Annotated in this window: 21 protein-coding genes; 14 read left to right on the top strand and 7 right to left on the bottom strand. The window is 71.5% G+C overall.

Annotated elements, in window-relative coordinates; all coding sequences use genetic code 11:
* Window positions 1-1,267, top strand: a 1,267-nt coding sequence (locus IEZ01_RS35415) for an OmpL47-type beta-barrel domain-containing protein (RefSeq protein ID WP_229833327.1), incomplete at its 5' end; no start/stop codon positions are given.
* Window positions 1,268-1,324: 57 nt separating this feature from the next.
* Here IEZ01_RS35415 and ligD read toward each other — a convergent pair.
* Window positions 1,325-2,350 (bottom strand): non-homologous end-joining DNA ligase, encoded by a 1,026-nt coding sequence (gene ligD / locus IEZ01_RS32425; RefSeq protein WP_019890580.1) that lies wholly within the window; start codon window positions 2,348-2,350, stop codon window positions 1,325-1,327.
* A gap of 52 nt (window positions 2,351-2,402) precedes the next feature.
* Here ligD and IEZ01_RS32420 point away from each other — a divergent pair, with 52 nt between their 5' ends.
* Window positions 2,403-3,470: an ATP-dependent DNA ligase gene (locus IEZ01_RS32420; RefSeq protein WP_019890578.1), complete on the top strand. Its 1,068-nt coding sequence runs from the start codon at window positions 2,403-2,405 to the stop codon at window positions 3,468-3,470.
* Between the two features lie 39 nt (window positions 3,471-3,509).
* Here the strand turns inward: IEZ01_RS32420 and IEZ01_RS32415 are convergent, their stop codons facing one another.
* A complete protein-coding gene (locus tag IEZ01_RS32415) occupies window positions 3,510-5,426 on the bottom strand; it encodes an AMP-dependent synthetase/ligase (RefSeq protein ID WP_189205305.1) in 1,917 nt (638 codons plus the stop codon).
* Window positions 5,427-5,650: 224 nt separating this feature from the next.
* Here IEZ01_RS32415 and IEZ01_RS32410 point away from each other — a divergent pair, with 224 nt between their 5' ends.
* From IEZ01_RS32410 to IEZ01_RS32400, 3 genes are all read left to right on the top strand, one after another.
* Window positions 5,651-5,869 (top strand): hypothetical protein, encoded by a 219-nt coding sequence (locus IEZ01_RS32410; protein WP_019890575.1) that lies wholly within the window; start codon window positions 5,651-5,653, stop codon window positions 5,867-5,869.
* A gap of 598 nt (window positions 5,870-6,467) precedes the next feature.
* Window positions 6,468-6,719 carry a hypothetical protein gene (locus tag IEZ01_RS32405; protein WP_019890574.1) on the top strand — a complete coding sequence of 84 codons (252 nt, stop codon included), beginning with the start codon at window positions 6,468-6,470 and terminating at the stop codon, window positions 6,717-6,719.
* Between the two features lie 147 nt (window positions 6,720-6,866).
* Window positions 6,867-8,975 (top strand): MDR family MFS transporter, encoded by a 2,109-nt coding sequence (locus tag IEZ01_RS32400; protein ID WP_189205303.1) that lies wholly within the window; start codon window positions 6,867-6,869, stop codon window positions 8,973-8,975.
* Here the strand turns inward: IEZ01_RS32400 and IEZ01_RS32395 are convergent.
* A complete protein-coding gene (locus IEZ01_RS32395; protein ID WP_019890572.1) occupies window positions 8,962-9,411 on the bottom strand; it encodes a YchJ family protein in 450 nt (149 codons plus the stop codon). The two genes, IEZ01_RS32400 and IEZ01_RS32395, sit on opposite strands and share 14 nt — an antisense overlap.
* Before the next feature lie 262 nt (window positions 9,412-9,673).
* Here IEZ01_RS32395 and IEZ01_RS32390 point away from each other — a divergent pair, with 262 nt between their 5' ends.
* The 3 genes from IEZ01_RS32390 to IEZ01_RS32380 all read left to right on the top strand — a co-directional run bounded on the left by IEZ01_RS32390 (window position 9,674) and on the right by IEZ01_RS32380 (window position 14,903).
* The gene (locus tag IEZ01_RS32390) at window positions 9,674-11,467 is read left to right on the top strand and encodes a hydroxysqualene dehydroxylase (protein WP_189205301.1); all 1,794 of its coding nucleotides are present in this window, start codon (window positions 9,674-9,676) and stop codon (window positions 11,465-11,467) included.
* Window positions 11,468-11,547: 80 nt separating this feature from the next.
* Window positions 11,548-12,894: a 6-phospho-beta-glucosidase gene (locus tag IEZ01_RS32385; protein WP_189205299.1), complete on the top strand. Its 1,347-nt coding sequence runs from the start codon at window positions 11,548-11,550 to the stop codon at window positions 12,892-12,894.
* A gap of 80 nt (window positions 12,895-12,974) precedes the next feature.
* Window positions 12,975-14,903, top strand: coding sequence for a M64 family metallopeptidase (locus IEZ01_RS32380; RefSeq protein WP_229833326.1), 1,929 nt, complete (start codon window positions 12,975-12,977; stop codon window positions 14,901-14,903).
* 42 nt (window positions 14,904-14,945) lie between these two features.
* Here IEZ01_RS32380 and IEZ01_RS32375 read toward each other — a convergent pair whose 3' ends face one another.
* The 3 genes from IEZ01_RS32375 to IEZ01_RS32365 form a co-directional block, all read right to left on the bottom strand.
* Window positions 14,946-15,752 (bottom strand): SAM-dependent methyltransferase, encoded by an 807-nt coding sequence (locus IEZ01_RS32375; RefSeq protein WP_019890567.1) that lies wholly within the window; start codon window positions 15,750-15,752, stop codon window positions 14,946-14,948.
* Between the two features lie 68 nt (window positions 15,753-15,820).
* Window positions 15,821-16,057 (bottom strand): DUF397 domain-containing protein, encoded by a 237-nt coding sequence (locus IEZ01_RS32370; protein WP_019890566.1) that lies wholly within the window; start codon window positions 16,055-16,057, stop codon window positions 15,821-15,823.
* The gene (locus tag IEZ01_RS32365; protein WP_019890564.1) at window positions 16,058-16,924 is read right to left on the bottom strand and encodes a Sco1979 family transcriptional regulator; all 867 of its coding nucleotides are present in this window, start codon (window positions 16,922-16,924) and stop codon (window positions 16,058-16,060) included. It lies immediately after the preceding gene.
* 204 nt (window positions 16,925-17,128) lie between these two features.
* On the opposite strand from IEZ01_RS32365, the gene IEZ01_RS32360 reads away from it, so the two are divergent.
* The 5 genes from IEZ01_RS32360 (at window position 17,129) to IEZ01_RS32340 (ending at window position 21,202) form a co-directional block, all read left to right on the top strand.
* On the top strand, window positions 17,129-17,608 hold the full coding sequence (locus tag IEZ01_RS32360) for an ATP-binding protein (RefSeq protein WP_019890563.1): 480 nt from the start codon (window positions 17,129-17,131) through the stop codon (window positions 17,606-17,608).
* Between the two features lie 5 nt (window positions 17,609-17,613).
* Window positions 17,614-18,099: a hypothetical protein gene (locus tag IEZ01_RS32355; protein ID WP_189205297.1), complete on the top strand. Its 486-nt coding sequence runs from the start codon at window positions 17,614-17,616 to the stop codon at window positions 18,097-18,099.
* A gap of 176 nt (window positions 18,100-18,275) precedes the next feature.
* Entirely contained in the window at window positions 18,276-19,118 is an 843-nt protein-coding gene (locus tag IEZ01_RS32350) for a metallophosphoesterase family protein (RefSeq protein ID WP_019890561.1), read from the top strand.
* Between the two features lie 117 nt (window positions 19,119-19,235).
* Entirely contained in the window at window positions 19,236-19,958 is a 723-nt protein-coding gene (locus IEZ01_RS32345) for a class I SAM-dependent methyltransferase (RefSeq protein WP_189205295.1), read from the top strand.
* A complete protein-coding gene (locus IEZ01_RS32340) occupies window positions 19,955-21,202 on the top strand; it encodes an ROK family protein (protein ID WP_189205293.1) in 1,248 nt (415 codons plus the stop codon). The genes IEZ01_RS32345 and IEZ01_RS32340 overlap by 4 nt, the downstream gene beginning before the upstream one ends.
* Window positions 21,203-21,286: 84 nt before the next feature.
* On the opposite strand, the gene xylA is transcribed toward IEZ01_RS32340, so the two are convergent.
* Window positions 21,287-22,468, bottom strand: a complete 1,182-nt coding sequence (gene xylA, locus IEZ01_RS32335) for a xylose isomerase (protein WP_189205291.1) — start codon at window positions 22,466-22,468, stop codon at window positions 21,287-21,289.
* A 189-nt stretch (window positions 22,469-22,657) separates the two neighbouring features.
* Here xylA and xylB point away from each other — a divergent pair, with 189 nt between their 5' ends.
* Window positions 22,658-24,136, top strand: coding sequence for a xylulokinase (gene xylB, locus IEZ01_RS32330; RefSeq protein ID WP_189205289.1), 1,479 nt, complete (start codon window positions 22,658-22,660; stop codon window positions 24,134-24,136).
* The last annotated feature ends 97 nt before the right edge of the window (window positions 24,137-24,233 follow it).

Raw genomic sequence — 24,233 nt, 5'->3', positions numbered from 1 at the left:
GCGCTACCGGGCCACCGACAAGGCGGGCAACACCGCCCCCGAGAAGGCCGTCGCCTTCACCGTCGTCGCCCCGCCCACCGCGGACAGGACGCCTCCGGTCACGGCGGCCGAGGTGACCGGGTCGGTGAACTCCGACGGGGCGTACATCACCAGCGCCAAGGTGACGCTCACCGCCACCGACACCGGGTCGGGTGTGGAGAGGACGGAGTACTCCCTGGACGGCGGCCCGTACCTCGCCTACACCGCGCCCTTCCTTGTCGACCGCGTGGGCCATCACACCGTGCTGCACCGCGCCACGGACAAGGCGGGCAACACCTCCGAGGCGAAGCGGGTGACCTTCACCGTCGCGGAGGGCGGCGGGGTCCCGGCACCGCACTGCCCCGAGCACGACGAACGGCTGACGGTCATCGTCGGCACGGTCGACTCGGGGGTGCCGAACCGGATGACACGCAGCCGCTGCACGATCGGTGAGCTGATCGAGGACGAGAAGGACTGGAGCTCGCACGCACTGTTCCTCAAGCATGTCGACGCCGTCCTGGACCGGCTGCTCGCCGACGGGGTGGTCGACGCCCGCGAACACCGGACGGTCTACCGCGCGGCCAAGCAGTCCGGCATCGGCAGACCGGGGCAGACGACCGGGTACAAGAACCTCTTCGACGGTTCGGCCGCCTCCTTCGCCAAGTGGCAGCACGTGGGCGGTGGTTCGTTCGCGCTGAACGCCGACGGGTCGATGACGAGCGGCACCAGCCGGGCCGGGCTCGGGATGCTGTGGTTCCCGCAGCGCGCGTACGGTGACTTCTCGCTGAAGCTGCGGTGGCGCGACGACGCGCCCGGCAGCGGCAACGCCAACAGCGGGGTCTTCGTCCGCTTCCCGTACGTCCATGAGAACCCCGAGGAGCCGCGGCCCGAGTGGGTCGCCATCAAGTACGGCCACGAGATCCAGGTCCTGGACCGGCCTGACGGCGACATGTACAAGTCGGGCTCCGTCTACGGCTTCGACCGGGTCGGTCTCGGCGGGGCGGGGGTCACTCCGAAGGGCTCGTGGAACGACTGCGAGATCCGGGTGGAGGGCCAGCACTACAGCGTGTACCGCAACGGCGTACTGATCAACGAGTTCGAGAACGCCGGCGGGCAGGACTTCTACCCGGCGCGGGCCGACGACCCGGGTACCGACGGCCGCCGGTACGCCTCCGGCTACATCGGCCTGCAGGTCCACGGCACCGCCGATGTCATCTCGTACCGTGACATCCGGATCAGGGAGTTCTGAGGACACGGGCGGCCCGGTGCGGTGTCACACCGCACCGGGCCGTCGTACGGTGCTGTGTCACTCCTTGCGGGCGCGGCTGGGCTGCACGCGTTTGGGTTCCCCGGGCATCTTCGGGTACTCGGGCGGGTAGGGCAGGTCGCCGAGGCCGTGGTCCGCCTCGTCCTTGCGGGCCAGTTCGAGCAGGGTTTCCAGGCTGAAGCGGTGGTCGTCCATGTCCGCGTGGACGTCGCCGGCTTCGGCGTACCGGCCGGGCATGGTGCGGATGTCGAAGTCCTCGGGGACGACGTCGTCGATCTCCTCCCAGCGCAGGGGCGCCGAGACCGGGGCGTGCGGCCGGGGGCGTACGGAGTAGGCGGAGGCGATGGTGCGGTCGCGGGCGGTCTGGTTGTAGTCGACGAAGATCCGCTCGCCGCGTTCCTCCTTCCACCATTTGATGGTCACCCGCTGGGGCATGCGGCGCTCCAGTTCGCGGCCGCAGGCGATGGCGGCGCGGCGGACCTGGGTGAAGGTCCAGCGGGGTTCGATGGGGACGAAGACGTGCAGGCCGCGGCCGCCGGAGGTCTTGGGCCAGCCGCGCAGTCCGTTCTCGTCGAGGACGGTGCGCAGTTCGTGGGCGGCGTGGACAGCGTCGGCGTAGTCGGTGCCGGGCTGGGGGTCGAGGTCGATGCGCAGTTCGTCGGGATGTTCGGTGTCGTCGCGGCGTACGGGCCAGGGGTGGAAGGTGACGGCGCCGAGGTTGGCGGCCCACAGGACGGCGGCGGGTTCGGTGGGGCACATCTCGTCGGCGCTGCGGCCGCTGGGGAAGGTGATGTGGGCGGTGGGGATCCAGTCGGGGAGGTACTTGGGGGCGCGTTTCTGGAAGAACGATTCCCCGGTCACTCCGTCGGGGTAGCGCTCCAGGGTGGTGGGGCGGTTGCGCAGGGCGCGGGTGATGCCGTCGCCGACGGCGAGGTAGTAGGTGACCATGTCGAGCTTGGTGTAGCCGGGCTCGGGGAAGTAGACCTTGTCCGGATTGGACACACGTACGGTACGGTCGCCGACTTCCAGCTCCACCGCGTCTGCTTTGCCCGACTTGCCTGCCATGCCTGCCAGCGTAGGCCGCGCCGACATTCATCGCATACCGGACAATCACCCTATGGATCTGCCGGTGATGCCGCCTGTGAAGCCGATGCTGGCCAAGGCCGTGAAGAAGATCCCGCCCGGGATGCAGTACGAAGCGAAGTGGGACGGGTTCCGTGCGATCGTGCACCGGGACGGTGCGGAGATCGTGATCGGGAGCCGTACGGGCAAGGAGCTCACCCGCTACTTCCCCGAGCTGGCCGCCGCGCTCCTGGAGCGGCTGCCGGCGCGCTGCGTGGTGGACGGGGAGATCGTGATCGTGCACGAGGGGCGGCTGGACTTCGACCGGCTGACCGAGCGGATTCACCCGGCGGCGTCACGTGTGACATTGCTTTCGGAGAGAACACCGGCGAGTTTCATCGCCTTCGATCTGCTGGCGCTCGGTGACATGGCGCTGCTGGACACTCCCCTGGCCGAACGGCGCGTCCTGCTCACCGAGGCGCTGCGCGGGATCACGGCGCCGGTCCACCTGGCCCCGGCGACGACCGACCTGGTGGTCGCAGCCGAGTGGTTCGAGCAGTACGAGGGCGCGGGCCTCGACGGCGTGATCGCCAAGCCGCTCGATCTGCCGTACCGGCCCGACGCGCGCCTGATGTTCAAGGTGAAACACGAGCGGACAGCCGATGTCGTCGTGGCCGGCTACCGCTTCCACAAGAGCGGGCCGGTCGTCGGCTCGCTCCTGCTCGGCCTGTACGACGCCGGGGGCCGGCTCCAGCACGTCGGGGTGTGCGCCGCGTTCACGGCCAAGCGGCGCGAGGAGCTGGTGGCGGAGCTGGAGCCGCTGCGGATGGACCCGCCCGACGCCCACCCGTGGGCCGCCTGGGCCGAGGAGGCGGCGCACGAGAGCGCCCGGCTGCCCGGGGCCCCGAGCCGCTGGTCGGGGAAGAAGGACCTGTCGTGGGTGGCGCTGCGGCCGGAGCGGGTGTGCGAGGTCGGCTACGACCACATGGAGGGCGACCGGTTCCGGCACACGGCCCAGTTCAAGCGGTGGCGGCCGGACCGGGAGCCGGAGAGCTGCGGCTACGGGCAGCTGGAGGAGCCGGTGTCGTACGACCTGTCACGTGTGCTGTCTCCTCCGTCGTGAGCGGCGGACCATGGACGCCGTCACATGTCACATCACGTGTCATCTGTACAGCGCCTCGATGTCGTCCGCGTACGCCCGCGCGACGGCGTGCCGCTTGACCTTGAGCGACGGCGTGAGGAGCCCGTTCTCCTCGGCGAACTCGCCGGGCACGATCCGGAAGACCCGGATCGACTCGGCCCGGGAGACGGCCTCGTTGGCGTGGTCGACGGCCTTTTGCACGTCGGCGACCATCTCCGGGTCCTGGCAGAGGTCGGCCATGGGCGTGTCGTCGGGCCGTCCGCGGACCGCGAGCCAGTGCCGGGCGGCGTCGGGTTCGAGGGTGACGAGCGCGGCGACGTAGTGCCGGTTGTCGCCGACGACGAGACACTGGCCGATGGGCGGTCGGCTGCGCAGCCGGTCTTCCAGGACGGCCGGGGAGACGTTCTTCCCTCCGGAGGTCACCAGGATGTCCTTCTTGCGGCCGGTGATGACGAGATAGCCGTCATCGTCGAGGCGGCCGAGGTCACCGGTGGCCAACCAACCCTCCCGCAGCGCCTCTTCGGTGGCGGCGGGGTTGTTCCAGTACGAGCCGAAGACGATGCCGCCCCTGATGAGGACCTCGCCGTCGTCGGCGATGCGTACGGATGTGCCGGGCAGGGGCCGGCCGACCGTGCCGGGGCGGGGCCGAAGGGGCGGGGTGAGGGTGGCGGCCGCGGTGGTCTCCGTCAGCCCGTACCCCTCGTAGACGAGGATCCCGGCGGCGTAGAAGAACAGACTCAGCTCGCGCCCCAGCGGGGATCCGCCGCTGATCGCGTAGCGCAGCGCGCCGCCGAGCTCCTTGCGGATGCGGCGGTAGACGAGCAGTTCGTACAGGCCCCAGGCGAGCCGGAGCGTGAGGCCGGGCCCGCGTCCCGTACCCAGGAACCGGTCGAGGGAGGCTTCGCCGAAGCGTACGGCGGTGCGGTGGGCGCGGTCGAACGACGCACCGCGGCCGACGCGTTCGGCGGTGGCGCGTCCGGTGTCATGGATCTTCTCGAAGAGATAGGGCACGCCGACGACGAACGTCGGTCTGAACGACCGTAGTTCCGGGCGGAGTTCGTCGGGCTTGATGCTGGGGCAGTGACCGATCTCGATCCGGGCGAGAAGGCAGGCGACCTGGATGGTGCGGCCCAGGATGTGGGCGAGCGGCAGGAACAGCAGCGTCGACGCGGTCTGGCCGGTGACCTCCCGGAAGACCGGGTGCAGCAGGTCGACTGTGTGTACGGCCTCGGCGAGGAGGTTGCCGTGGGAGAGGACGCATCCCTTGGGGCGGCCCGTCGTGCCGGAGGTGTAGCACAGTGTGGCGACAGTGTCACATGTCAGTGCGGTGCGGCGTTCGGTCACGGCCGCGTCCGGCAGCCCTTCACCGGCCGCCACCAGTTCACCGAGTCCACCGGACGCGATCTGCCAGGTGCGGGGCGGTTCGGGAAGGCCGGCTGTCGCCCGGGCGGCGGTCGCGGCGTGTTCGGCGGTCTCCACGACGAGATGACGGGCGCCCGAATCCTCCAGGATCGAGGCGATCTGTTCCGCGGAGGAGGTGGCGTAGAGAGGTACGCTCAGGCCGCCCGCCGCCCAGATGGCGAAGTCGAGTACGGCCCACTCGTAGCTGGTACGGGCCATCAGCGCCACGCGCCCGCCGGGCTCGAGTCCGGCGGCGATCAACCCCTTGGCGGTGGCGGTCACTTCGCGGGCGAACTCGGCGGAGGTGACGGCCTGCCAGGTGCCGCCCTGCTTTCGGCGCAGGACCACGGCGTGCGGGGCTTCGGCGGCGTTGGTGAAGGGGATGTCGGCGGCGGTCGCGGTGCTCGCGCCGGCCGGCGTCCCGAGCGGGGTGCGGGCCTCGCGTACGGTGCCACCCTCCCGGACGACCTCGACCGGGTACCGCTCGGCGAGATCGCCGCGCTTCCTGGCCTGCCTCAGATCCTTGCGTACGCCCATGGTGGTCTCCTGTTCGCGCGGGCGGGCGGGAGTTACCTGGATCGACTGACGGGTCTCTACGGGCTTACCGGGAAGTCAACTTACTCGCGCGTAATCAGAAAGCAACGGGTCCGGCGGGCTGGGTTCACATGGGCGCGTACGGGCGGCGCCGTCGGCGCGGCCGGGGACAGGTGAGTCCGCAGGCCTATGGCACACGGGCGTCGACAGCGCATACTGACTCCACGATGACAAATGCATCCGCGCCCCGGCGCCACCTGCCCACGAGTCCCTTCGCCGCTCCCAAGGAACCTCTGATCGCGGACTTCGCCCTGGGCGACCGCGTCTCCCACGACCGCCACGGCCTCGGAAAGATCATCGGTGCGGAGGCGGCGGCCATGCTCGTCGACTTCGGCGCCACCCAGACCCGCATCGTCAGCCCCTACAAGGGCATGCACAAGCTCTGACGCGACCCGCACCCCGCAAGCCCGCCCCCGCGGCCCGGGCCAGGCACGGTTCACGCCCGGCCCGATGCGGCAGGGCCGGTCCGATGCCGCACGGCCGGCGCGGACGGCCACCCATGCGCGGCCCCGTTGTCAGTGGCCGCCGCTACGGTGGTGCCATCCCATTCGCGCTTGCTGGCTGCGGCGCGTACTCGGACCCGCCCCGCCGGTACAGCGCCCGGTGGGGCGGAGACATGTCCGGCGACTTCTTCCCCTTCCCACCCTCGACGACACCCCGGCCGGAGCCCGGCCGGGAGTGAGATGCTTCACATCCCGCCGCCTTTCGGTGGGGCGCCGAAGGCCCGAACTCGGCCGGGTGTTCGGGGCGTGTGCGAGCGATCCCGGCCCTCGGTTCACGGTGGAGATCGCGTGGCAGGCCACACACCTGCGGGAACGCGGCGGGGTGTCGACGGCCGGGTCCGGGGCGCTCTCGCGTGTTCGATCGTCCGCGCCCCGGCAGGCGCCACACGCCGTTGCCCGACGGAGACATCCCTGTGGAGGAACAGGTACGCCGGTCCGCGAGGATGGTGGGGAGACACCCGACCGCAGAGAAGGACCCGCTGTGTACGCCTCCTCACTCGTCCCCGTACCGATCCCCGACCGTGTGGCCGCACTGATCGGGTCCTGCATGCCGATCCACATCCTGCAGGCGGAGGTCGACGCGGAGTGCGCGGCGCGTGAGGTCCAGCGCTTCCGGGGGCCGCTGTGCGGGGAGGACCAGGCGGACCGGGAGCACGCGCTGTCGACGCTGGCCCGGGCGAACAAGGTGCTGGCCGCCTACCACCCGCGCCTGCCGGTACGTCACTGCCGCTGACGCCGGCCCCGGCCGGGCGCGCCCGTACCGGCCGTACGACCCGTCACGCCGGTCCCTGCGGGAGCACCTGAACGTCCCGTACCGCCGCTGCCCCTGTTCGGACCGGCTCCGCATGCGGGGGTGCCAGTCCGGTGTGAGGGTGCGAGAGTGACCACCAGCAGCGAGGCCGGGCAGCCCGCCGCACCGCAGAGCGCCCCTGCCGCACCGCCGGTGCTCGACGCACGGCGGCGCAACGTCGTCTTCGGGACGATCATGCTCGGCGTGCTCCTGGCGGCGCTCGACCAGACGATCGTCGGTACGGCCCTGCCGACGATCGTGTCGGACCTCGGCGGCGCCGCGCACATGTCGTGGGTGGTCACCGCCTATCTGCTGGCCGAGACCGTGACCACCGTCCTCGTCGGCAAGTTCGGCGATCTCTTCGGCCGCAAGGTGATCTTCCAGGTCTCGGCGATCATCTTCATCACCGGTTCGTTCCTCTGCGGGCTGGCGAGCAACATGACATTGCTCATCGCCTGGCGGGCCCTGCAGGGCGTCGGCGCCGGCGGGCTCATGGTCACCTCCATGGCGCTGATCGCCGATGTCATCCCCCTGCGCGAGCGGGGCAAGTACCAGGGCGCGATCGGTGCGGTCTTCGGGGTGTCCACCGTGATCGGGCCGCTGCTGGGCGGCCTGTTCACCGACCACGCCAGCTGGCGGTGGGCGTTCTACGTCAACGTCCCGATCGCGATCCTCGTCGTCATCGCGGCCGCACGTTCCATCCCCTCCGTACGCGCCGCCGGCCGCCCGGTCATCGACTACACCGGCATCGCGCTGGTGGCGGCCGGTTCCAGCGCCCTGATCCTGGCGACCAGTTGGGGCGGCAACGAGTACGCGTGGGGCTCCGGGGTCATCATCGGGCTCTTCACGGGCGGTCTGGTGGCGCTCGCGCTGTTCTGCTGGGTGGAGACCCGGGCCGCCGAACCGATGCTGCCGATGCGGCTGTTCGCCAACCCGGTCTTCACGGTCTGCTCGGTGCTCAGCTTCGTCGTCGGCTTCGCCATGCTGGGCGCGATGACGTTCCTGCCGACGTACCTGCAGTACGTCGACGGGGACTCGGCGACCGTGTCCGGCGTCCGGACCCTGCCGATGGTGGTCGGCCTGCTGATCGCGTCGATCTTCAGCGGCAACGTCGTCAGCAAGACCGGCCAGTACCGCGTCTTCCCCATCGCCGGATGCCTCGTGATGGGCGTGGGCCTCTATCTGCTGTCGAGGATGGGGACGGCGACAGGCGCCTGGCTGGAGTCGCTGTACATGTTCGTCCTCGGCATCGGTATCGGCCTGTGCATGCAGGTCCTGACGATCGCCGTGCAGAACACCGTGGGCTACGCGGACCTGGGCACCGCCACGTCCGGTGTCACATTTTTCCGTACACTCGGCAGCTCGTTCGGCACCGCGGTGTTCGGCACTCTGTACGCCAACTCCCTCGCCCCCAACCTCTCCCAAGGCATCGGCGAGGCCGCGCGGGCCGCCGGGGCGCGGGATCCGGCCTCCCAGCAGGAGATCGCCCGGGCGGCGCAGAGCCCGCAGGGGGTGCACGACCTGCCGGCCGAACAGTCCGGGCCGATCGTGCAGGCGTACGCGGACACATTGCACACGGTCTTCCTGTGGACGGTGCCGGTGGCCGTCGTCGGCTTCCTGGTCGCGCTGTTCCTCAAGCAGGTGCGGCTGCGGGACGTGGCGCGGTCCTCGGCGCCCGACATGGGCGAGGGCTTCGCCTCACCGACCACCGTCGGTGACTCGGCGAAACTTCTCGAACTCGCCGTCGCCAAGATCCTGCGGCGTACGGACCTGGAGACGGCGCGGCGGATCGTCGATGCGTCCGACACCCGCCTCGACCCGGCGGGCGCGTGGGCGGTGATGCAGGTCGAGCTGTTCACCCGCCTGGTCGGGCATGGCGGACTCGGTCTGATGGCGGCCCGGCTCCGGGTGCCGCCGGAGGTGCTGGTGCCGGTCTTCGACCGCATGGTCGAGGAGGGCTATCTGACCCGTGACGGCAATCTCTTCTCGCACACCGCGGCCGGCCGCCGCGAGGCCGATGTCATCACCCGGGCGTGGGCCGAGTGGCTGACCTCGCAGATCGAGCGGGAGCAGGGCCGGCCGAGCGGGCCGGAGCTGCGGGCGGCGGTCGATGCCATCGCGAAGCGGCTGATCGCCGAGGACCTGTCGCAGGCGTGGGCGGCCGGCCGCCGGGAGACCGCCGGGGTCACGGCTCGATGAACGTGCCGTCCCGGTAGACCCAGGCGCCTTCGTGCCGTTCGAAGGTGCTGCGCTCGTGGAGTGAGCCGGGGGCGCCCGCATGGGTGTAGCGGGCGACGAAGGTGACGGTGCCGTGCTGGTGGAAGGCGGTGCCGTCGGTGCGGTCCAGGATCTCCAGGCCCGTCCAGCGCATGGCGGGGTCGAAGCCGACCTCTCCGGGGCGGGTCGCGGGCGCCCAAGTGCGCAGCAGGTACGCCTCGTCGTGGACGACGAAGGCGGTGTAACGGGAGCGCATGAGGAGCTCCGCGGTGGGGGCGGTCGCCTTCCCGGCGTGGAAGCGCCCGCAGCACTCGCCGTACGGCGCGGCCAGCCCGCAGGGGCAGGGCGTGTCGGCGGTGACGGCCGGGGGCGCGGCGGGGATTCGAGGGCGGGTGGGGCGTTTGGTGCGGCGTGCCATGGGCCCATTGTCGCGGGTGCACGGCGGCGGTACGGGCGCGGGGGCGGCCTGGCGCGGGGCGGGCCGGGGCCTGCGCGGGGGGCGCGGGGCGGGGCGGGCCGGGCGGCGGTACGGGAGGCGCGGTGGCGCTACGAGGCGCGGGGTGGGGGGTGGCGGGATCGAGCCATCGTGGTTTTGGGCCCGCGTGCTGCTTCCGAGGTACCGGTGGCATCCGTATATTCCTGCGCCGGACGCGACAGTTACCGCCGGTAAAGGGGTTGGCATGGACGGTACAAGCAGTACGCGGCGTACGTTCGTCGCGGGCGCGGCGGCCGTCACCGGCGCGCTCGCGGTCTCCGGCGCACGGGCGGTGGCGGCGGAGCGGCCCGGGACACCGTCAGGGGCGCGGTCCGGGGGTTCGGCGCCGTCCGTCGCGGTGCTCGGCGGCGGCGTGGCCGGGCTCACCGCCACCCAAGAGCTGGCCGAGCGCGGGTATCACGTCACCGTGTACGAACGCCGCGCACTCGGCGGCAAGGCCCGCAGCATGGATGTCCCCGGCAGCGCGCGCGGCGGGCGCCGGGCGCTGCCGGCCGAGCACGGCTTCCGGTTCATCCCCGGCATCTACCACAACCTCCCCGACACGATGCGCCGCATCCCCTTCCCCGGCAACGCCAACGGCGTCTGGGACAACCTCGTGGCGCCGCCGGAGATGTCCTTCGCCCGCACCGGCCGGGAGGATCTGCGCATCCCGCTGCCCTGGCCCGGCCACAAACCGGCCGAGCTCACCCTCGACGAGATCCGCCGCGCCCTCACCGCCTTCCTGGACACCGCCCTGGGCATCCCGTTCCACGAGACGGCGTACTTCGTCAACCGCGGCCTGGTGTTCCTCACCAGCTGCGACGAGCGGCGCGACGAGACGTGGGAGCGTACGCCCTGGTGGGACTTCATCAGGGCCCAGCGGATGAGCTACGACTACCAGCGCATCCTGGCCGTGGGGCTCACCCGGAACATCGTGGCGACGAAGGCGGAGGAGGCCAGCACCCGTACGGTCGCCACGCTGCTGGAGGCCTTCATCTTCAACGCGCTGGGCCGCGGCGCCGACGGCCCCCTCGACCGGATCCTCGACCTGCCCACGAACGAGGCGTGGATCGACCCGTGGGTGGCTCATCTGGAAGGCATGGGCGTCGACTTCCGCGTCGGCTGGACCGTACGGGAGGTGGAGTACGGCTCCGGGCTGGTCAGCGGGGTCGTGGTGACCGATCCGTCGGGTGCGCGGTCACATGTCACCGCGGACCATTACATCTCCGCGATGCCCGTGGAGCACGCGCGCCGGACCTGGGGGGCCGGGCTGCGGGCGGCCGATCCTCAGCTGGCGCGCTGCGACAAGCTGGAGACGGACTGGATGACCGGCATCCAGTTCTATCTGACCGAGCGGGCGCCGCTGCTCAACGGCCACGCCAACTGCATCGACTCCCCCTGGTCCCTGACGGCCATCCAGCAGGCCCGGCACTGGCCGGAGCGGGACTTTCCCGCCGACTACGGCGACGGCGTGGCGGTGGACTGCCTGTCGGTGGACATCTCCGAGTGGGACCGGCCCGGCATTCTGTACGGCAAGACGGCCAAGCAGTGCACCCGGCCCGAGGTGGCCCGGGAGGTGTGGGCCCAGCTCAAGGCCGCCTTCAACGACACGGGCAGGGCCGTCCTCAAGGACAGTGCGCTCCACTCGTGGTTCCTGGACCCCGGCGTGGACGGCCTGGGCACCCCGAACCCGACCAACGACGACCAGCTGCTCATCCACCCCGTCGGCACCTTCCACAACCGCCCCCAGGCCGAGACGAAGATCCCCAACTTCTATCTCGCGGGTGACTACGTGGCGGTCGACATCGACCTGGCGACGATGGAGGGCGCGAACGCCTCGGCCCGTCAGGCGGTCAACGCCCTGCTGGACCGGACGGGTTCGACGGCGCCGCGGTGCACCGTGACACCTCTCTTCCGCGCCCCCGAGCTCGAGATCCTCAAGCGCCACGACCGCACCCGCTACCGCCTCGGACTGCGCAACGCACTCGACCTGGGGTGAGGGCCCCCGCGTGCACGGTGACACCGGTACGTGCACGGTGACACCCGAGCGGGGGCGGTCGCGCCGAGTAGCGTACGGGCATGAAGCTGACGATTCTCGGCGGCGGCGGATTCCGCGTGCCCCTGGTGTACGGAGCTCTCCTCGGCGACCACCGCGAGGGCAGGGTCACCCATGTGACATTGCACGACGTCGACGCGGGGCGGCTCGCGGCGATCGTACGGGTCCTCGCCGAGCAGGCGGCCGGCGTCGCGGACGCGCCGGTGGTCTCCTCCACGACCGATCTGGACGAGGCGCTGCGCGGCGCGGACTTCGTGTTCTCGGCGATCCGGGTCGGCGGCCTGGCGGGTCGGGCCGCCGATGAGCGGGTGGCCCTCGCCGAGGGGGTCCTCGGGCAGGAGACGGTCGGCGCGGGCGGGATCGCGTACGGGCTGCGGACCGTGCCGGTGGTGGTACGCATCGCCGAGCGGGTGGCCGAGCTCGCGCCGGACGCCTGGGTCATCAACTTCACCAACCCGGCCGGCCTGGTCACCGAGGCGATGTCCCGTGTGCTGGGTGACCGTGTCATCGGCATCTGCGACTCGCCGGTGGGGCTCGGCCGGCGCGTCGCGCGGGTGCTGGGCGCCGACCCGGACGAGGCGTGGATCGACTACGTGGGCCTGAACCATCTCGGCTGGCTGCGCGCCCTGAAGGTCGGTGGGCGCGACGAGCTGCCACGGCTGCTCGCCGACACGGAGCTGCTGGGCTCCTTCGAGGAGGGCAGGCTCTTCGGTGCCGAGTGGCTGAGGTCGCTCGGTGCCGTCCCCAACGAGTATCTGCACTACTACTACTTCAACCGTGAGGCGGTACGGGCCTACCGCGAGGCGGGCAAGACCCGTGGCGCTTACCTCCTGGACCAACAGGCCGGCTTCTACGACGAGATGGCCCGACCCGGCACGTCCCCGCTCGATGCGTGGCACCGTACGCTCGCCGACCGCGAGGCGACCTACATGGCCGCCAACCGGGAGGCGGCCGGGGTCGGGGAGCGGGACGAGGACGATCTGGAGTCGGGCGGGTACGAGAAGGTGGCGCTGGCACTGATGCGTGCCATTGCACGCGACGAACGCGCCACGCTCATCCTCAACGTCCGCAATCGCACCACCCTTTCGGTGCTCGACGCGGACGCGGTCGTCGAGGTGCCCTGTGTGGTCGACGCGAACGGCGCGCATCCGGTCACGGTGCGGCCGCTCCCCCACCATGCGGTCGGGCTCGTCACGGCGGTGAAGGCGGTCGAGCGGGAGGTGATGGCGGCGGCGGAGAGCGGATCGCGGTCGGCCGCCGTGAAGGCGTTCGCGCTGCATCCGCTGGTGGATTCGGTGACGGTGGCGGGCCGGCTCCTGGACGGCTACCGGGCCGAGCATCCCGGCCTCGCCTACCTGACCAGCCGATAGAAGCGGGCTCGTCCGGGGCCGGTGCGTGGCTTGCGCGGCCGTCTTTACGGCGTGCGGGCCGGGCCCTACGCTCCGGCCCCATGGCTGATCACCGAATACGTATACGAAGAGCGGCGGCCACCCTCACCGCTCTCTCCCTGTTCAGCGCCGGTCTCCTCGGGTCGTACTCCCCCGCCTCCGCCGACTCCCGGCAGGCCGTGGGCGCCCCCGCCGGCAAGAACGTGACCGACATCGCCACCGTCGTTCCCGTGCAGACCACTGGCCCCGCCGACAAGCGCTTCAATCTGGTGATCCTGGGCGACGGTTACACCGCCGAGGAGCAGGACGCGTTCCGCGCGGATGTCGACAAGCACCTCAATGTGCTGTGGAGTACCGAGCCGTTCGCCTCGTACCGCTCGTACATCAACGTGTGGGCCGTGGAGACACCCTCGCCCCAGTCCGGGGTCGACTGCGATCCGTCCCTGGACGCGCCGCGCCGCGACACCCCGCTCGACATGGGCTTCTGGGGCGGCTGCGATCCCGGCAGCGTGCAGCGGCTGCTTACCGTCGACGGCGCGTCCGCCGCAGCGCTCGCCGACCTCGTGCCCGGTACGAGCGCGGCCAACCGGCAGATCGTGGCGCTGGCCAACAGCTCCACCTACGGTGGCGCGGGCGGCAGTTACGCCACCGCGTCCGGCGGCAACGCCCTGTCGTCGCTGATCACTCCGCACGAGATCGGGCACTCGCTGGGCAAGCTCCAGGACGAGTACGACTACTACGGGCGGGGCGTGCCGGGCGGCACGTACACCGGCGGTGAGCCGGCCTCGGTCCATCACACCCTGCTCACAGAGGAGCAGATGCGTGAGCGGCGCGCCAAGTGGTGGCGCTGGCTGGGCGAGCCCAGCGAGGCCGGCGGGGTCATCGGCCGGTACGAGGGCGGGATGTACTCCACCAAGGGGGTGTGGCGGCCGAGCAAGCACTCGCTGATGAAGACCCTCGGCTACGCCTTCGACCAGGTGGAGCGTGAGGTGATGGTGCAGGCGATCTCGGCCAAGGTGAATCTGGTACAAGGTCACACGGCAAACGCCGCGCCGATCGGCGCCGACCGGACGGTGTGGGTGGAGACGCTGCATCCGGTGGGCGGCCCGCTGAAGGTGGTGTGGCGGGTTGACGGGAAGCCGGTGCGGTCCGTGGGCCAGGCCCGCACGGTCGATCTGCGGCGGCTCGGTCTGAGCCCCGGGGTGCATACGCTGACGGCGACGGTGACCGATCCGACGCCGTTCGTCCGCGATCCGGCGGTGCGGGGTTCGGTGGCGCTGACGCGCACGGTGAGCTGGACGGTGGACACCTCGCTGCGGACACCTCACACCCCTGTCAAGGCGGCTTTCACCGGTCACACCGCCACGGACAGGCCGGTCGGCGCCGACTCCGTCGTGTACGCGGACACCACTCATCCGGCCGGCCGGACGCTCGCGGTGCGCTGGTCGCTGAATGGCCGGCCGCTCACGGTGCGCGGCGGCAACGACCGTGATCTGGACCTGGGGTCACTGCGGCTGAGTGCGGGAACGCACCGGCTGACGGCGAGGATCGAGGGTACGCGAGCTGAGCTGTCCTGGACGGTGGATGCCACGCGGGCCACGGCTTCGTACGTGCTGTCGCAGCCGCTGCGGACGGTGCACCGGCCGGGCCGACCCGTCGAGTACGTCTATGACGGCGAGTTCACGATGCGGCTGACCGCGCGCGACGATCAGCAGGGCTCCGTGGTCAGCCAGTTCCGGGTCGACGGCGACGGCTGGTACACGTACTACGGCTGGCCGACCGACGCGGAGGCGCCGTTCCGCTTCTCGCCGGGCGGGACGGTCATCGACGGTCTCGTCTACGGCAAGCTGGGGGCGTCGCGGGCTGTGCCCTGGGACGACGCCACACCGGACTACGGCACGCACACCGTCGAGTACCGGACGATCGACGCGGCCGGGAACGTCGGGGCGGCGAAGAAATTCCTCGTCACCCTGGTGCCCCCGGCGCGCTGACCTGGCCCGGCGCGTACACCGTCACATGTGATTGTGCGGGTGTCACGGCTTGCGGGCCACGCCTGCCCAGCCCGGGATCGGGTCGTCGCCGGCGACCGGGACCGGCTCGCCGAGCTCCGGATGCCACTCCGCCGTCAGGGAGACTCCGGGCTCGGCGAGCTCCAGGCCGTCGAAGAAGCGGGTGAGTTCGGCGCGCGAGCGGGGCCGCAGGGTCAGGCCGCGGGCGCGGTACATCGCGGCGGCCTTCTCGGCGTTCTCGGGGTCGAAGTCACCGGTGACATGTGACAGTACGAGGTAGCTGCCTGAAGGCAGCTGCTCCACGAGCCGCTCCACCAGCTCGTACGCACCGTCCTCGTCGCTGACGAAGTGGAGCAGGGCGAGCATCGACAGGGCGATGGGCCGGCTGAAGTCGAGGACCTTCCCGGCCCGTTCGAGGATGGCTTCGGGTTCCCGGGCGTCGGCCTGGATGTACTCGGTGGCGCCTTCGGGGGTGGAGCGGAGCAGCGCGGCGGCGTGGGCAAGGACGATCGGGTCGTTGTCGCAGTAGACGATGCGGGAATCGGGGGCGACCTGCTGGGCTATCTGGTGCAGGTTCGGCTCGGTGGGGATGCCGGTGCCGATGTCCAGGTACTGGCGTACGCCGTTGGCGCCGAGCCAGCGGGTCGCGCGGTGCATGAAGGCCCGGTTCACCCGTGCCATGTCACGTCCCCTGGCGTCGAGGGTGAGGAGCTGGCGGGCCATCTCCTCGTCGACCGGATAGTTGTCCTTGCCGCCGAGGAACCAGTCGTACATCCGGGCGGGATGGGGCTTGCTGGTGTCGATCTGTACGGCGGGGTCCTGCCCGGTCATCTCACACTCCAGGGTCTGCGGTAGGGGCCAGAAGATGCGTACGTGACGGAAGGGGCGTGGGGGAAGGGTCAGGTGAGCAGGAAGTCCGCCTGCCCTGATTTCGCCCCCGCGATGAACGCGGCGATCTCGCCGTGGGTGTAGATGAGCGCGGGACCGTCGGGGTCGGCCGACTGGCGTACCGCGATCCTGCCGTCGGCCAGCTTCATGGCTTCGAAGCAGTTGCCGCCGTTGCCGCCGCTCCACGGCTTGTGCCAGCCCTCGGCGCCGAGCTCCGCGGCGGGCATGCCGTTGTATATGCGGTCCATTCACAGCTCCTTGCGGAGATCCTTGAGGATCTCCTTCGTACGTTGTGCAGTCGCGGCCTGGGCCGCCATGCGGTCCATGACCTCGAGGTGGGAGGCGACCTCGGGGCGGGAGTCGAGGTAGACGGCGCCGGTGAGGTACTCGCTGTAGACCATGTCCGGGAGTTCGGGCACGGCGAAGCGGAAGAGGACGAAGGGCCCGTAGGTGCCGGGGTGGTGTCCGGTGGCGAATTCCGCTATCTGCAACGTCACATGGGACAGTTCGGCGGCTTCGAGGAGCCGGTCGAGCTGTCCGCGCATGACGTCGGGGTGCCGGCCGACCGGGCGGCGCAGCACCGTCTCGTCCATGATCACCCAGAGTCTGGGGGCTTCGGGCCTGGTCAGAAGGGACTGCCGGGCCATGCGCAGGGCCACGTGCCGCTCGATGTCCTCGGGTCGGCCGGCGGAGCCGACGGCGCCGCTGCGCAGGATGGCGCGGGCGTAGTCCTCGGTCTGGAGGAGACCGGGGACGAACTGCGGTTCGTAGGCCCGGATGAGGCTCGCGGCCCCCTCCAGGCTGACGTACATGGAGAACCAGCCCGGCAGTACGTCGTGGAAGCGCTGCCACCAGCCGGGTCTGTTGGCGTCCTCGGCGAGCGCGACGAAGCTGTCGGCCTCCTCGTCGGGGACGCCGTACGCCTTGAGCAGCATCTGTACGTAGGGGATTTTCAGCGCGACTTCGGCGGTCTCCATGCGCCGGATCGTGGCGGGGGCCACGCGCAGGACCTTCGCGGCCTCCTCCCGCCTGAGGCCGGCGCGTTCCCGCAGGTCCTGCAGTCGCTTGCCGAGTACGACCTGTCCCACCGTGGGGGCGGACCGCGGCTCGCTCACTTCAGACCTCCCCTGCGCGCTGTTTTCGACGAGTCTGCCATGCGCGCGCCACTGAGAACACCGCACTCTGCAATTTTCAAAGTGCCTCTTGCCATGTGTCCGCGACGGGGGGAGAGTGTTCCGTTGAACCGGTACACGCGCTGCCGCGCACTGCCACGGGAGAGGCGGGACTCGGCACCGCTTCCCCACCGTAAGGAATCGGCCGTGGCTTCTGGTAATGCCCTCACCCCCCGGGTCATCGACCCACGGCTTACCCGCCACGGCGACCACCACCGGTGGGCCGACGTCCGCCGCTTCGCCTTCGAGCTGCCGGCGCGGGCCGACTCGGTCGCCAGGGCCCGCCATCTCGCGTGCGAGCGGCTCTCCCTGTGGGGCGTCGTCGAAGACGTACGCGACACCGTCTCCCTGGTCGTCTCCGAGCTCGTCACCAACGTCGTGATCCACACGGCGAGCCGCTATGTCGTCTGCGAACTGCGGTACGGCGCCGAGCAGTTGCGCATAGCCGTGCAGGACGAGGGAGGCGCGCCCGGGCCGCGGATACGACGCGGCGGCGAGGAGGAATGCGGCCGCGGACTGGTCCTGGTGGACGCGGTGTGCAGCGCGTGGGGAGCACACCACAGCGGGTACGGGGCGGGCCGTACCGTCTGGGCCGAAGTGGCCCACGGCGTGGAGGAACCGTGCTGAGGTCCATGGCGAGCCTGCTGGCACAGCGGCACCGCCGCCCCGGTCACCCGACCGGCCCACGTCCACTCCCCTCACCCCCGCGCGCCTGGAGCCCGGACGGCGCCCCTGACGCGCTCGCGCCGATCCCGCTCGGCGGAACCGAGCTGAGACTGCCGCCGGACCTGACGGCCACGCTGGGCGGCGACGCCGTGGGGCTGCCCGCACGCCACGGCCTGCGGATCCTGTCCCGGCTGCCGGCCAAGGGCTGCGTGTACGCCGACGACGAGTGGTGGTGGTGCATCGTCCCGGCCGGCTCCGACACCGAGCTGGCCTGGCCGCTGCCCGCCTGCTACGCCCCCGGCGCTTACGTCCCCGACCGGCGCCCGCGTCTGATCCACCGGCCCGACGGCGGATCACCGTACACCCCGCCGATCCCGCTCTACCTGCTGATCTGCCAGCTGACCGGGATCGCTCCGGCCTGGTCGGTGCCCCCGGTGGGCAGCAGCCTCTGACGGCGCACCCCGCACGTGTGGCCCGAGTCTGTGGGCACGCTGTGCAATGTCACAGCACACTGTGTGACAGGTGACCGGTGAAACGCCGTGTCCGGTAAGGGACGCGCGATGACCGCGCCCCGATACTGTGACACTTCACGGCCGCAGGGCCGATCCGGATCACGGGGAGGACGGGCATGGGCAGTCTGCTCGCGGTGAGCGATCTTCACGTCGTGCACGCCGACAACCGGCGCATCGTCGAATCCATGAAGCCCGCCGAGGCCGACGACTGGCTGCTCGTCGCCGGTGACGTCGGCGAACGCGTCGACGACATCGAATGGGCCCTGCGCATCCTCGCCGACCGGTTCGAGACGGTCGTCTGGGCCCCGGGCAACCACGAACTGTGGACCCACCCCAGCGACCCGGTCACGCTGCGCGGCGAGGCCCGCTACCGCCATCTGGTGGAGATCTGCCACACGCTCGGCATCCACACGCCCGAGGACCCGTACCCCGTGTGGCACCGCCCGGACGGCCCGCCGATCACGGTGGCGCCGCTGTTCGTCCTCTACGACTACTCCTTCCGCCCCGACGGGACGCACACGAAGGAGGAGGCCCTCGCCGTCGCGCACGCCAGCGGAATCGTCTGCAGCGACGAGCACCTCCTCCACCCCGATCCGCTGCCGACCCGCGACGACTGGTGCCGCGCCCGGGTCGCATACACCGAACAGCGCCTCGCCGAGGCCGAGTTGGCGCCGGATCAGCGGTTCGTCCTGGTCAACCACTATCCGCTGGTGCGCGAGCCGACCAGGATCCTGCGCTACCCGGAGTTCGCCCAGTGGTGCGGCACCGAGCTGACGGCCGACTGGCACCTCCGCTTCCCCGTCGAGACCGTCGTGTACGGGCATCTGCACATCCCCCGCACGACGTGGCACGACGGGGTGCGGTTCGAGGAGGTCTCGGTCGGCTACCCGCGCGAGTGGCGGGCCCGCCCGACCGCGGGCCCCTGGCCGAGGGCGGTCCTCCCGGCGCAGCCGCGGTAGGACGTGGCCCAGCCGCGGTAGTACGTCACACCGCACGGCGGGGTATGTGACACCGCACGGGCGGTACGTGACACCGCACGGGCACCGGGGGCGTCGCCCGCGGTTACGCTGACGGTGATGTTCACGCCACAGGGTCCCACGTTCCGGGAACTCGCCGTTCAGGCGCTGTCCTCGATCGAGCACGGCTACGACCTGCTCGCGCCCAAGTTCGACGCGACCCCGTTCCGCACTCCGCAGCCGATCCTGCACGCGGTGGAGTCGGCCCTCGGCCGCCTCGGCCCCTTCGAACGCGGCCTCGACGTGTGCTGCGGTACGGGCGCGGGCGTCGGGCTGCTGCGCCGGGTGTGCGACGGGCAGGTCACCGGGGTCGACTTCTCGGCGGGCATGCTCGCCCAGGCGCGCGCCGCGCATCCGGCCGCGACGTGGGTACGCGCCGACGCGCGGGCGCTGCCGTTCGGCCCGCGCTTCGATCTGGCGGTCAGTTTCGGGGCGTTCGGCCACTTCCTGCCGCACGAGCAGCCTGGCCTGTTCGCGCAGGTACGGGCGTCACTGCGGCCCGGCGGGCTGTTCGTGTTCCCGCTCCCGGCGCCACCCCGGGTCGGCTCCAAGGCGTACTGGTTCATGCTCGGCTTCGACGCGGCGATGCGGGTGCGCAATGCGCTGTGGCGGCCGCGGTTCGTCATGTACTACCGCACCTTCCGCCTCGCCGATGTCCGCGAAGGCCTCGCGGCGGCCGGTTTCGAAGTACGCCTGCTGCCGCTGCCGGAGCTGGGGGTACGGGCCGACGGCAGCCCGAACTGCCGCCTGGTCGTGGCCCGTCGGCCGATGGGGACGTCATGACAGGGGGCGGGCCCGCCTCGCTGGGACCGAAGGCCGACCGGGACTCGGTACGCCGGCAGAATCTGAGCCTTGTCCTGCGCGCGGTGCACGACGAGGGCGAGGTGACCCGCGCCGGGGTCGCCGCACGCGTAGGACTGACCCGCGCGGCGGTGTCGTCGCTGGTGGAACAGCTGCTGGGCGGCGGGTTCCTCACCGAGTCCGGTAAGACGTTCAGCGGGCAGGCCGGCCGCCCCGGCACCGTACTGAAAGTGGCGCGCACCGGGCCCGCCGGGATCGGCGTCGAGATCAACGTGGACTATGTGACCGTGTCCGTCGTCGATCTCGCCGGGACCGACCGGGTACGGCTGACCGAGCACCGCGATCACCGGGGCGCGCCGCCTGAGGACGTCCTCGGGCACGCGGCGGCCGTGGCGGCGCGCGCGGCGCGGTCGGCGGCCGAACAGGCGCTACGACCGGTCGGCGTCGAACTCGCCCTGCCGGGGCTGGTGTCGGTGGGCACGGTGCGCCAGGCACCCAACCTGGGCTGGACGGGAGTGCCGGCGCGGGAGGTCTTCGGGCGGGCGTTCGCCGCGCTGGAGCCGGGGCCCGGCGGGCAGCCGCTGCCGGTGAGCGCCGAGAACGAGGCCAACGCGGCAGCCCTGGCCGAGCTGTGGTTCGGCGGCCTCGGCCGGGTGCGCGACTTCCTCTATCTCACCGGTGAGATCGGAGTGGGCGGCGCGGTGGTCCTGGACGGCGAACTCCTGCGTGGGGCCCACGGGTTCGCGGGGGAGATAGGTCACACGGTCGTCGACCCGCGGGGGCCCGCCTGCCGCTGCGGGGCCCGGGGCTGCCTGGAGCAGTACGCGGGCCAGTCGGCGCTGCTGCGGGACGCCGGGCTCGACGGCGACGCGGGTGCGACGGGCGTGGAGGAGCTGCGTCGGCGGGCGGAGGCGGGCGACGCGCGGGCTGTGGGCGCGATCGAGGAGGCGGGGGCGGTGCTCGGCCGGGTGCTGTCGGGGGCGGTGAACCTGCTGGATCCGGAGGCGGTGGTGCTCGGCGGCATCTACCGGGAGCTGACCCCGTGGCTGGCCGCCGGTGCCGACCGGGAGCTGGCCGCGCGGGTCGTGTCGGGCCTCTGGCCCCCTGAGGCCGGCCGGCTGCGCGCTTCGTCCCTTGCGGGGGACGCGGCACGCGGCGCGGCGAGCAGGGTGGTGCGGGCGGTGCTGGCGGACCCGTTGAAGTACGCGGAGCACGCGACGATGTGAGGTGCGGTGATGTGACATCGCACCGCGCGACGGGCTGCGGTGTGACATCGCACGGCGTCACGGCCCACGGTGTCGCGGGACATGTCACACCGCTCCGTCACGCACCCCCAGCAAATGTTCCATCGCCAGCTGGTCGAGGTGCTCGAAGGCCATGCCGCGCTCGGCGGCGGCGCGGACGTCGAACTCCTCGTACGCGCGGGGGTCGGCGAGCAGGCCGGCGAGGCCGTCCTCCGCGGTGGGCCGGAAAAGTTCGTGGAGGCGGGCGGCGCGCAGGGCGTCGTGGACGCGCGGGTCGGCGCGGAAGGCCGCCGCGCGTTCGCGCAGGATGAGGTAGGTCCGCATGCAGCCGGCCGCCGACGCCCACACCCCGGCCGAGTCCTCGGTCCGCGGCGGCTTGAAGTCGAATTGGCGGGGCCCGTCGTAACCGGCGGTTTCCAGCAGGTCGACGAGCCAGAAGGCGGCCCGTACGTCCCCGGCGCCGAAGCGCAGGTCCTGGTCGTACTTGACGCCGCTCTGGCCGTTGAGGTCGATGTGGAAGAGCTTTCCGGCCCACAGGGCCTGGGCGACGCCGTGCGCGACGTTGAGTCCTGCCATCTGCTCGTGGCCGACCTCCGGGTTCACCCCGTACAGCTCGGGGCGCTGGAGTCGCTCGATGAAGGCGAGGGCGTGGCCGACGGTGGGCAGCAGGATGTCGCCGCGTGGTTCGTTGGGCTTGGGTTCGATGGCGATGCGCAGGTCGTAGCCCTGCTGTGTCACATGTTCACCGATCAGGTCGAAGGCTTCCTTCATCCGGTCCAGGGCGGCGGCGACGTCCTTGGCCGCGCCGGACTCGGCGCCTTCGCGGCCGCCCCACGCCACATAGGTGCGGGCGCCGAGTTCGACGGCGAGGTCGATGTTGCGGATCACCTTGCGCAGCGCGTAGCGCCGTACGTCACGGTCGTTGGCGGTGAAGGCGCCGTCCTTGAAGACGGGATGGGTGAAGAGGTTGGTGGTGGCCATGGGAACGACGAGGCCGGTGGTGTCGAGGGCCTGCCGGAACCGTTTGACATGTGACTCGCGCTCGCTGTCGCAGGCGCCGAAGGGGATGAGGTCGTCGTCGTGGAATGTGACACCGTACGCGCCGAGTTCGGCGAGCCGGTAGACGGCCTCGACGGGGTCGAGGGCGGCCCTGGTGGCCTCCCCGAACGGGTCGCGGCCCTGCCAGCCGACGGTCCAGAGGCCGAAGCTGAACCGGTCGCCCGGCGTGGGGGTGAATGATCCGGTCATGGGTGCCGCCTTCCGGTCGCGCGCCAGGGCAGTCCTACGAACAGCCCAGAGCATGGCGCCCCTCATTTGTTTCCTCTGTTACCAAATGATGCACAGCTCACCCTTCGAAAAGAACCCCTCCCTTCCAGATGCCTGATCCCGTAGTTTGTTCGAAGCGCGTCCAAAAGCCGCCGGAGGAAGAGGTACGCCATGCCGCCGCACTCTGTGCCCCCGGTCGTCGTGGGCGTGGACAGCTCCACCCAGTCCACCAAGGCCGTCGTCGCCGACATCACCACCGGCAGGATCGTGGCGACGGGCCGCGCCACGCACCATGTGACCGGTGACGCGGGCGCCCGTGAGAGCGACCCCGAGCAGTGGTGGACGGCCCTGTGCGACGCGGTGGCGGCGGCCCTCAAGGAGTCCGGGCTTCCCGGCGGCGCCGTCCGCGGTATCGCGGTCGCCGGCCAGCAGCACGGCCTGGTCGTCCTCGACCGTTCCGGCCGCCCGCTGCGCCCCGCGATGCTCTGGAACGACACCCGTTCCGCCCCACAGGCCGCCGCGCTCACCGAGGCGCTCGGCGGCCCGGAGGCCTGGGCGGACCGTACCGGCTCCGTCCCGGTGGCGGCCGTGACCGCCGCCAAGTGGCGCTGGCTGCGGGAGAACGAGCCCCGCACCGCCGAGTCGGCCGCCGCGGTGCGCCTCCCCCACGACTTCCTCACCGAACGGCTCACCGGCACCGCGGCGACCGACCCTGGCGACGCGTCGGGTACGGGCTGGTACGCGACGCGGACGGCCACGTACGACCCCGACGTCCTCCGCCTCCTCGACCTCCCGGCCGGGCTGCTGCCGGCCGTCGCCCCGACCGCCGGGGCCCGGGTCGGCACGCTCACCCGTACGGCCGCCGAGGACCTCGGCCTGCCCGAAGGCGTCGCGGTCGCCGCCGGCACCGGCGACAACATGGCCGCCGCCGTCGGCCTCGGCCTCGGCGCGTCCGGCCTCCTCGACCACCCGGTCCTCAGTCTCGGCACCTCCGGCACCGTCTACGCCGCCACCCGCACCCGCCCCGTCTCCCCCGCGGTCTCCGGCTTCGCCGCGGCCGACGGCACGTACCTCCCCCTGGCCTGCACCCTCAACTGCACAATCGCCGTCGACACCATCGCCACCCTCCTCGGCCTGCACCGCGACGACACGGCCCCCGGCGGAGAAGCCGTCCTGCTCCCCTACCTGGACGGCGAACGCACCCCCGACCTGCCCACCGCCTCCGGCCTGCTCACCGGCCTGCGCCGGACGACCACACCTCAGCAGCTCCTCGGAGCCGCCTACGAAGGCGCCACGGTCACCGTCCTCCGCGCCCTCGACACCCTCCTGAGCATCTGCGGCCTCGACCACACCACGGCGGCCACCCGCCCCCTACGCCTCATCGGCGGCGGCACCCGCGGCCGCACCTGGGTCAACACGGTCCACCGCCTCTCCGGCCGCCACCTCATCCTTCCCTCCACCGAAGAACCGGTCGCCCTCGGCGCCGCCGCCCTCGCCGCCACGGCCGCCACCGGCGAGGACCCGGTGTCCCTGTCCACCACCTGGCAGCCACCGACCTTCCGCGAACTCCCACCAATGGAACGCGACATGGAGACCTGGACCCGCATCACCTCGGTCCTGGACAAGGCCACACCCACCCTCCTCGCCTGACAGTGAGGATGTGACGTGGTGACGCGGGTCTGTCAATCGAACGGTGTAACGAGGGTGGTTGGGGTTACTGACGGGCTGCGGAGAGACGGCCGTCGAA

Source organism: Streptomyces purpureus, from assembly GCF_014648195.1.
In the GTDB taxonomy this organism is placed as follows: domain Bacteria; phylum Actinomycetota; class Actinomycetes; order Streptomycetales; family Streptomycetaceae; genus Streptomyces; species Streptomyces purpureus.
Note: the sequence above shows the minus strand (reverse complement) of the source record. Positions and strands in the feature narration are given on the sequence as shown.

What these genes read in the sequence shown, in the direction of transcription:
- IEZ01_RS32380 (WP_229833326.1), top strand. Translation starts at nt 12,975, where the DNA reads ATGGCTGATCACCGAATACGTATACGAAGAGCGGCGGCCACCCTCACC.
- IEZ01_RS32385 (WP_189205299.1), top strand. Translation starts at nt 11,548, where the DNA reads ATGAAGCTGACGATTCTCGGCGGCGGCGGATTCCGCGTGCCCCTGGTG.
- IEZ01_RS32340 (WP_189205293.1), top strand. Translation starts at nt 19,955, where the DNA reads ATGACAGGGGGCGGGCCCGCCTCGCTGGGACCGAAGGCCGACCGGGAC.
- IEZ01_RS32350 (WP_019890561.1), top strand. Translation starts at nt 18,276, where the DNA reads ATGGGCAGTCTGCTCGCGGTGAGCGATCTTCACGTCGTGCACGCCGAC.
- IEZ01_RS32390 (WP_189205301.1), top strand. Translation starts at nt 9,674, where the DNA reads ATGGACGGTACAAGCAGTACGCGGCGTACGTTCGTCGCGGGCGCGGCG.
- IEZ01_RS32375 (WP_019890567.1), bottom strand. Translation starts at nt 15,752, where the DNA reads ATGACCGGGCAGGACCCCGCCGTACAGATCGACACCAGCAAGCCCCAT.
- xylB (WP_189205289.1), top strand. Translation starts at nt 22,658, where the DNA reads ATGCCGCCGCACTCTGTGCCCCCGGTCGTCGTGGGCGTGGACAGCTCC.
- IEZ01_RS32355 (WP_189205297.1), top strand. Translation starts at nt 17,614, where the DNA reads ATGGCGAGCCTGCTGGCACAGCGGCACCGCCGCCCCGGTCACCCGACC.
- IEZ01_RS32370 (WP_019890566.1), bottom strand. Translation starts at nt 16,057, where the DNA reads ATGGACCGCATATACAACGGCATGCCCGCCGCGGAGCTCGGCGCCGAG.
- IEZ01_RS32395 (WP_019890572.1), bottom strand. Translation starts at nt 9,411, where the DNA reads ATGGCACGCCGCACCAAACGCCCCACCCGCCCTCGAATCCCCGCCGCG.
- IEZ01_RS32420 (WP_019890578.1), top strand. Translation starts at nt 2,403, where the DNA reads ATGGATCTGCCGGTGATGCCGCCTGTGAAGCCGATGCTGGCCAAGGCC.
- xylA (WP_189205291.1), bottom strand. Translation starts at nt 22,468, where the DNA reads ATGACCGGATCATTCACCCCCACGCCGGGCGACCGGTTCAGCTTCGGC.
- IEZ01_RS32415 (WP_189205305.1), bottom strand. Translation starts at nt 5,426, where the DNA reads ATGGGCGTACGCAAGGATCTGAGGCAGGCCAGGAAGCGCGGCGATCTC.
- IEZ01_RS32410 (WP_019890575.1), top strand. Translation starts at nt 5,651, where the DNA reads ATGACAAATGCATCCGCGCCCCGGCGCCACCTGCCCACGAGTCCCTTC.
- IEZ01_RS32345 (WP_189205295.1), top strand. Translation starts at nt 19,236, where the DNA reads ATGTTCACGCCACAGGGTCCCACGTTCCGGGAACTCGCCGTTCAGGCG.
- ligD (WP_019890580.1), bottom strand. Translation starts at nt 2,350, where the DNA reads ATGGCAGGCAAGTCGGGCAAAGCAGACGCGGTGGAGCTGGAAGTCGGC.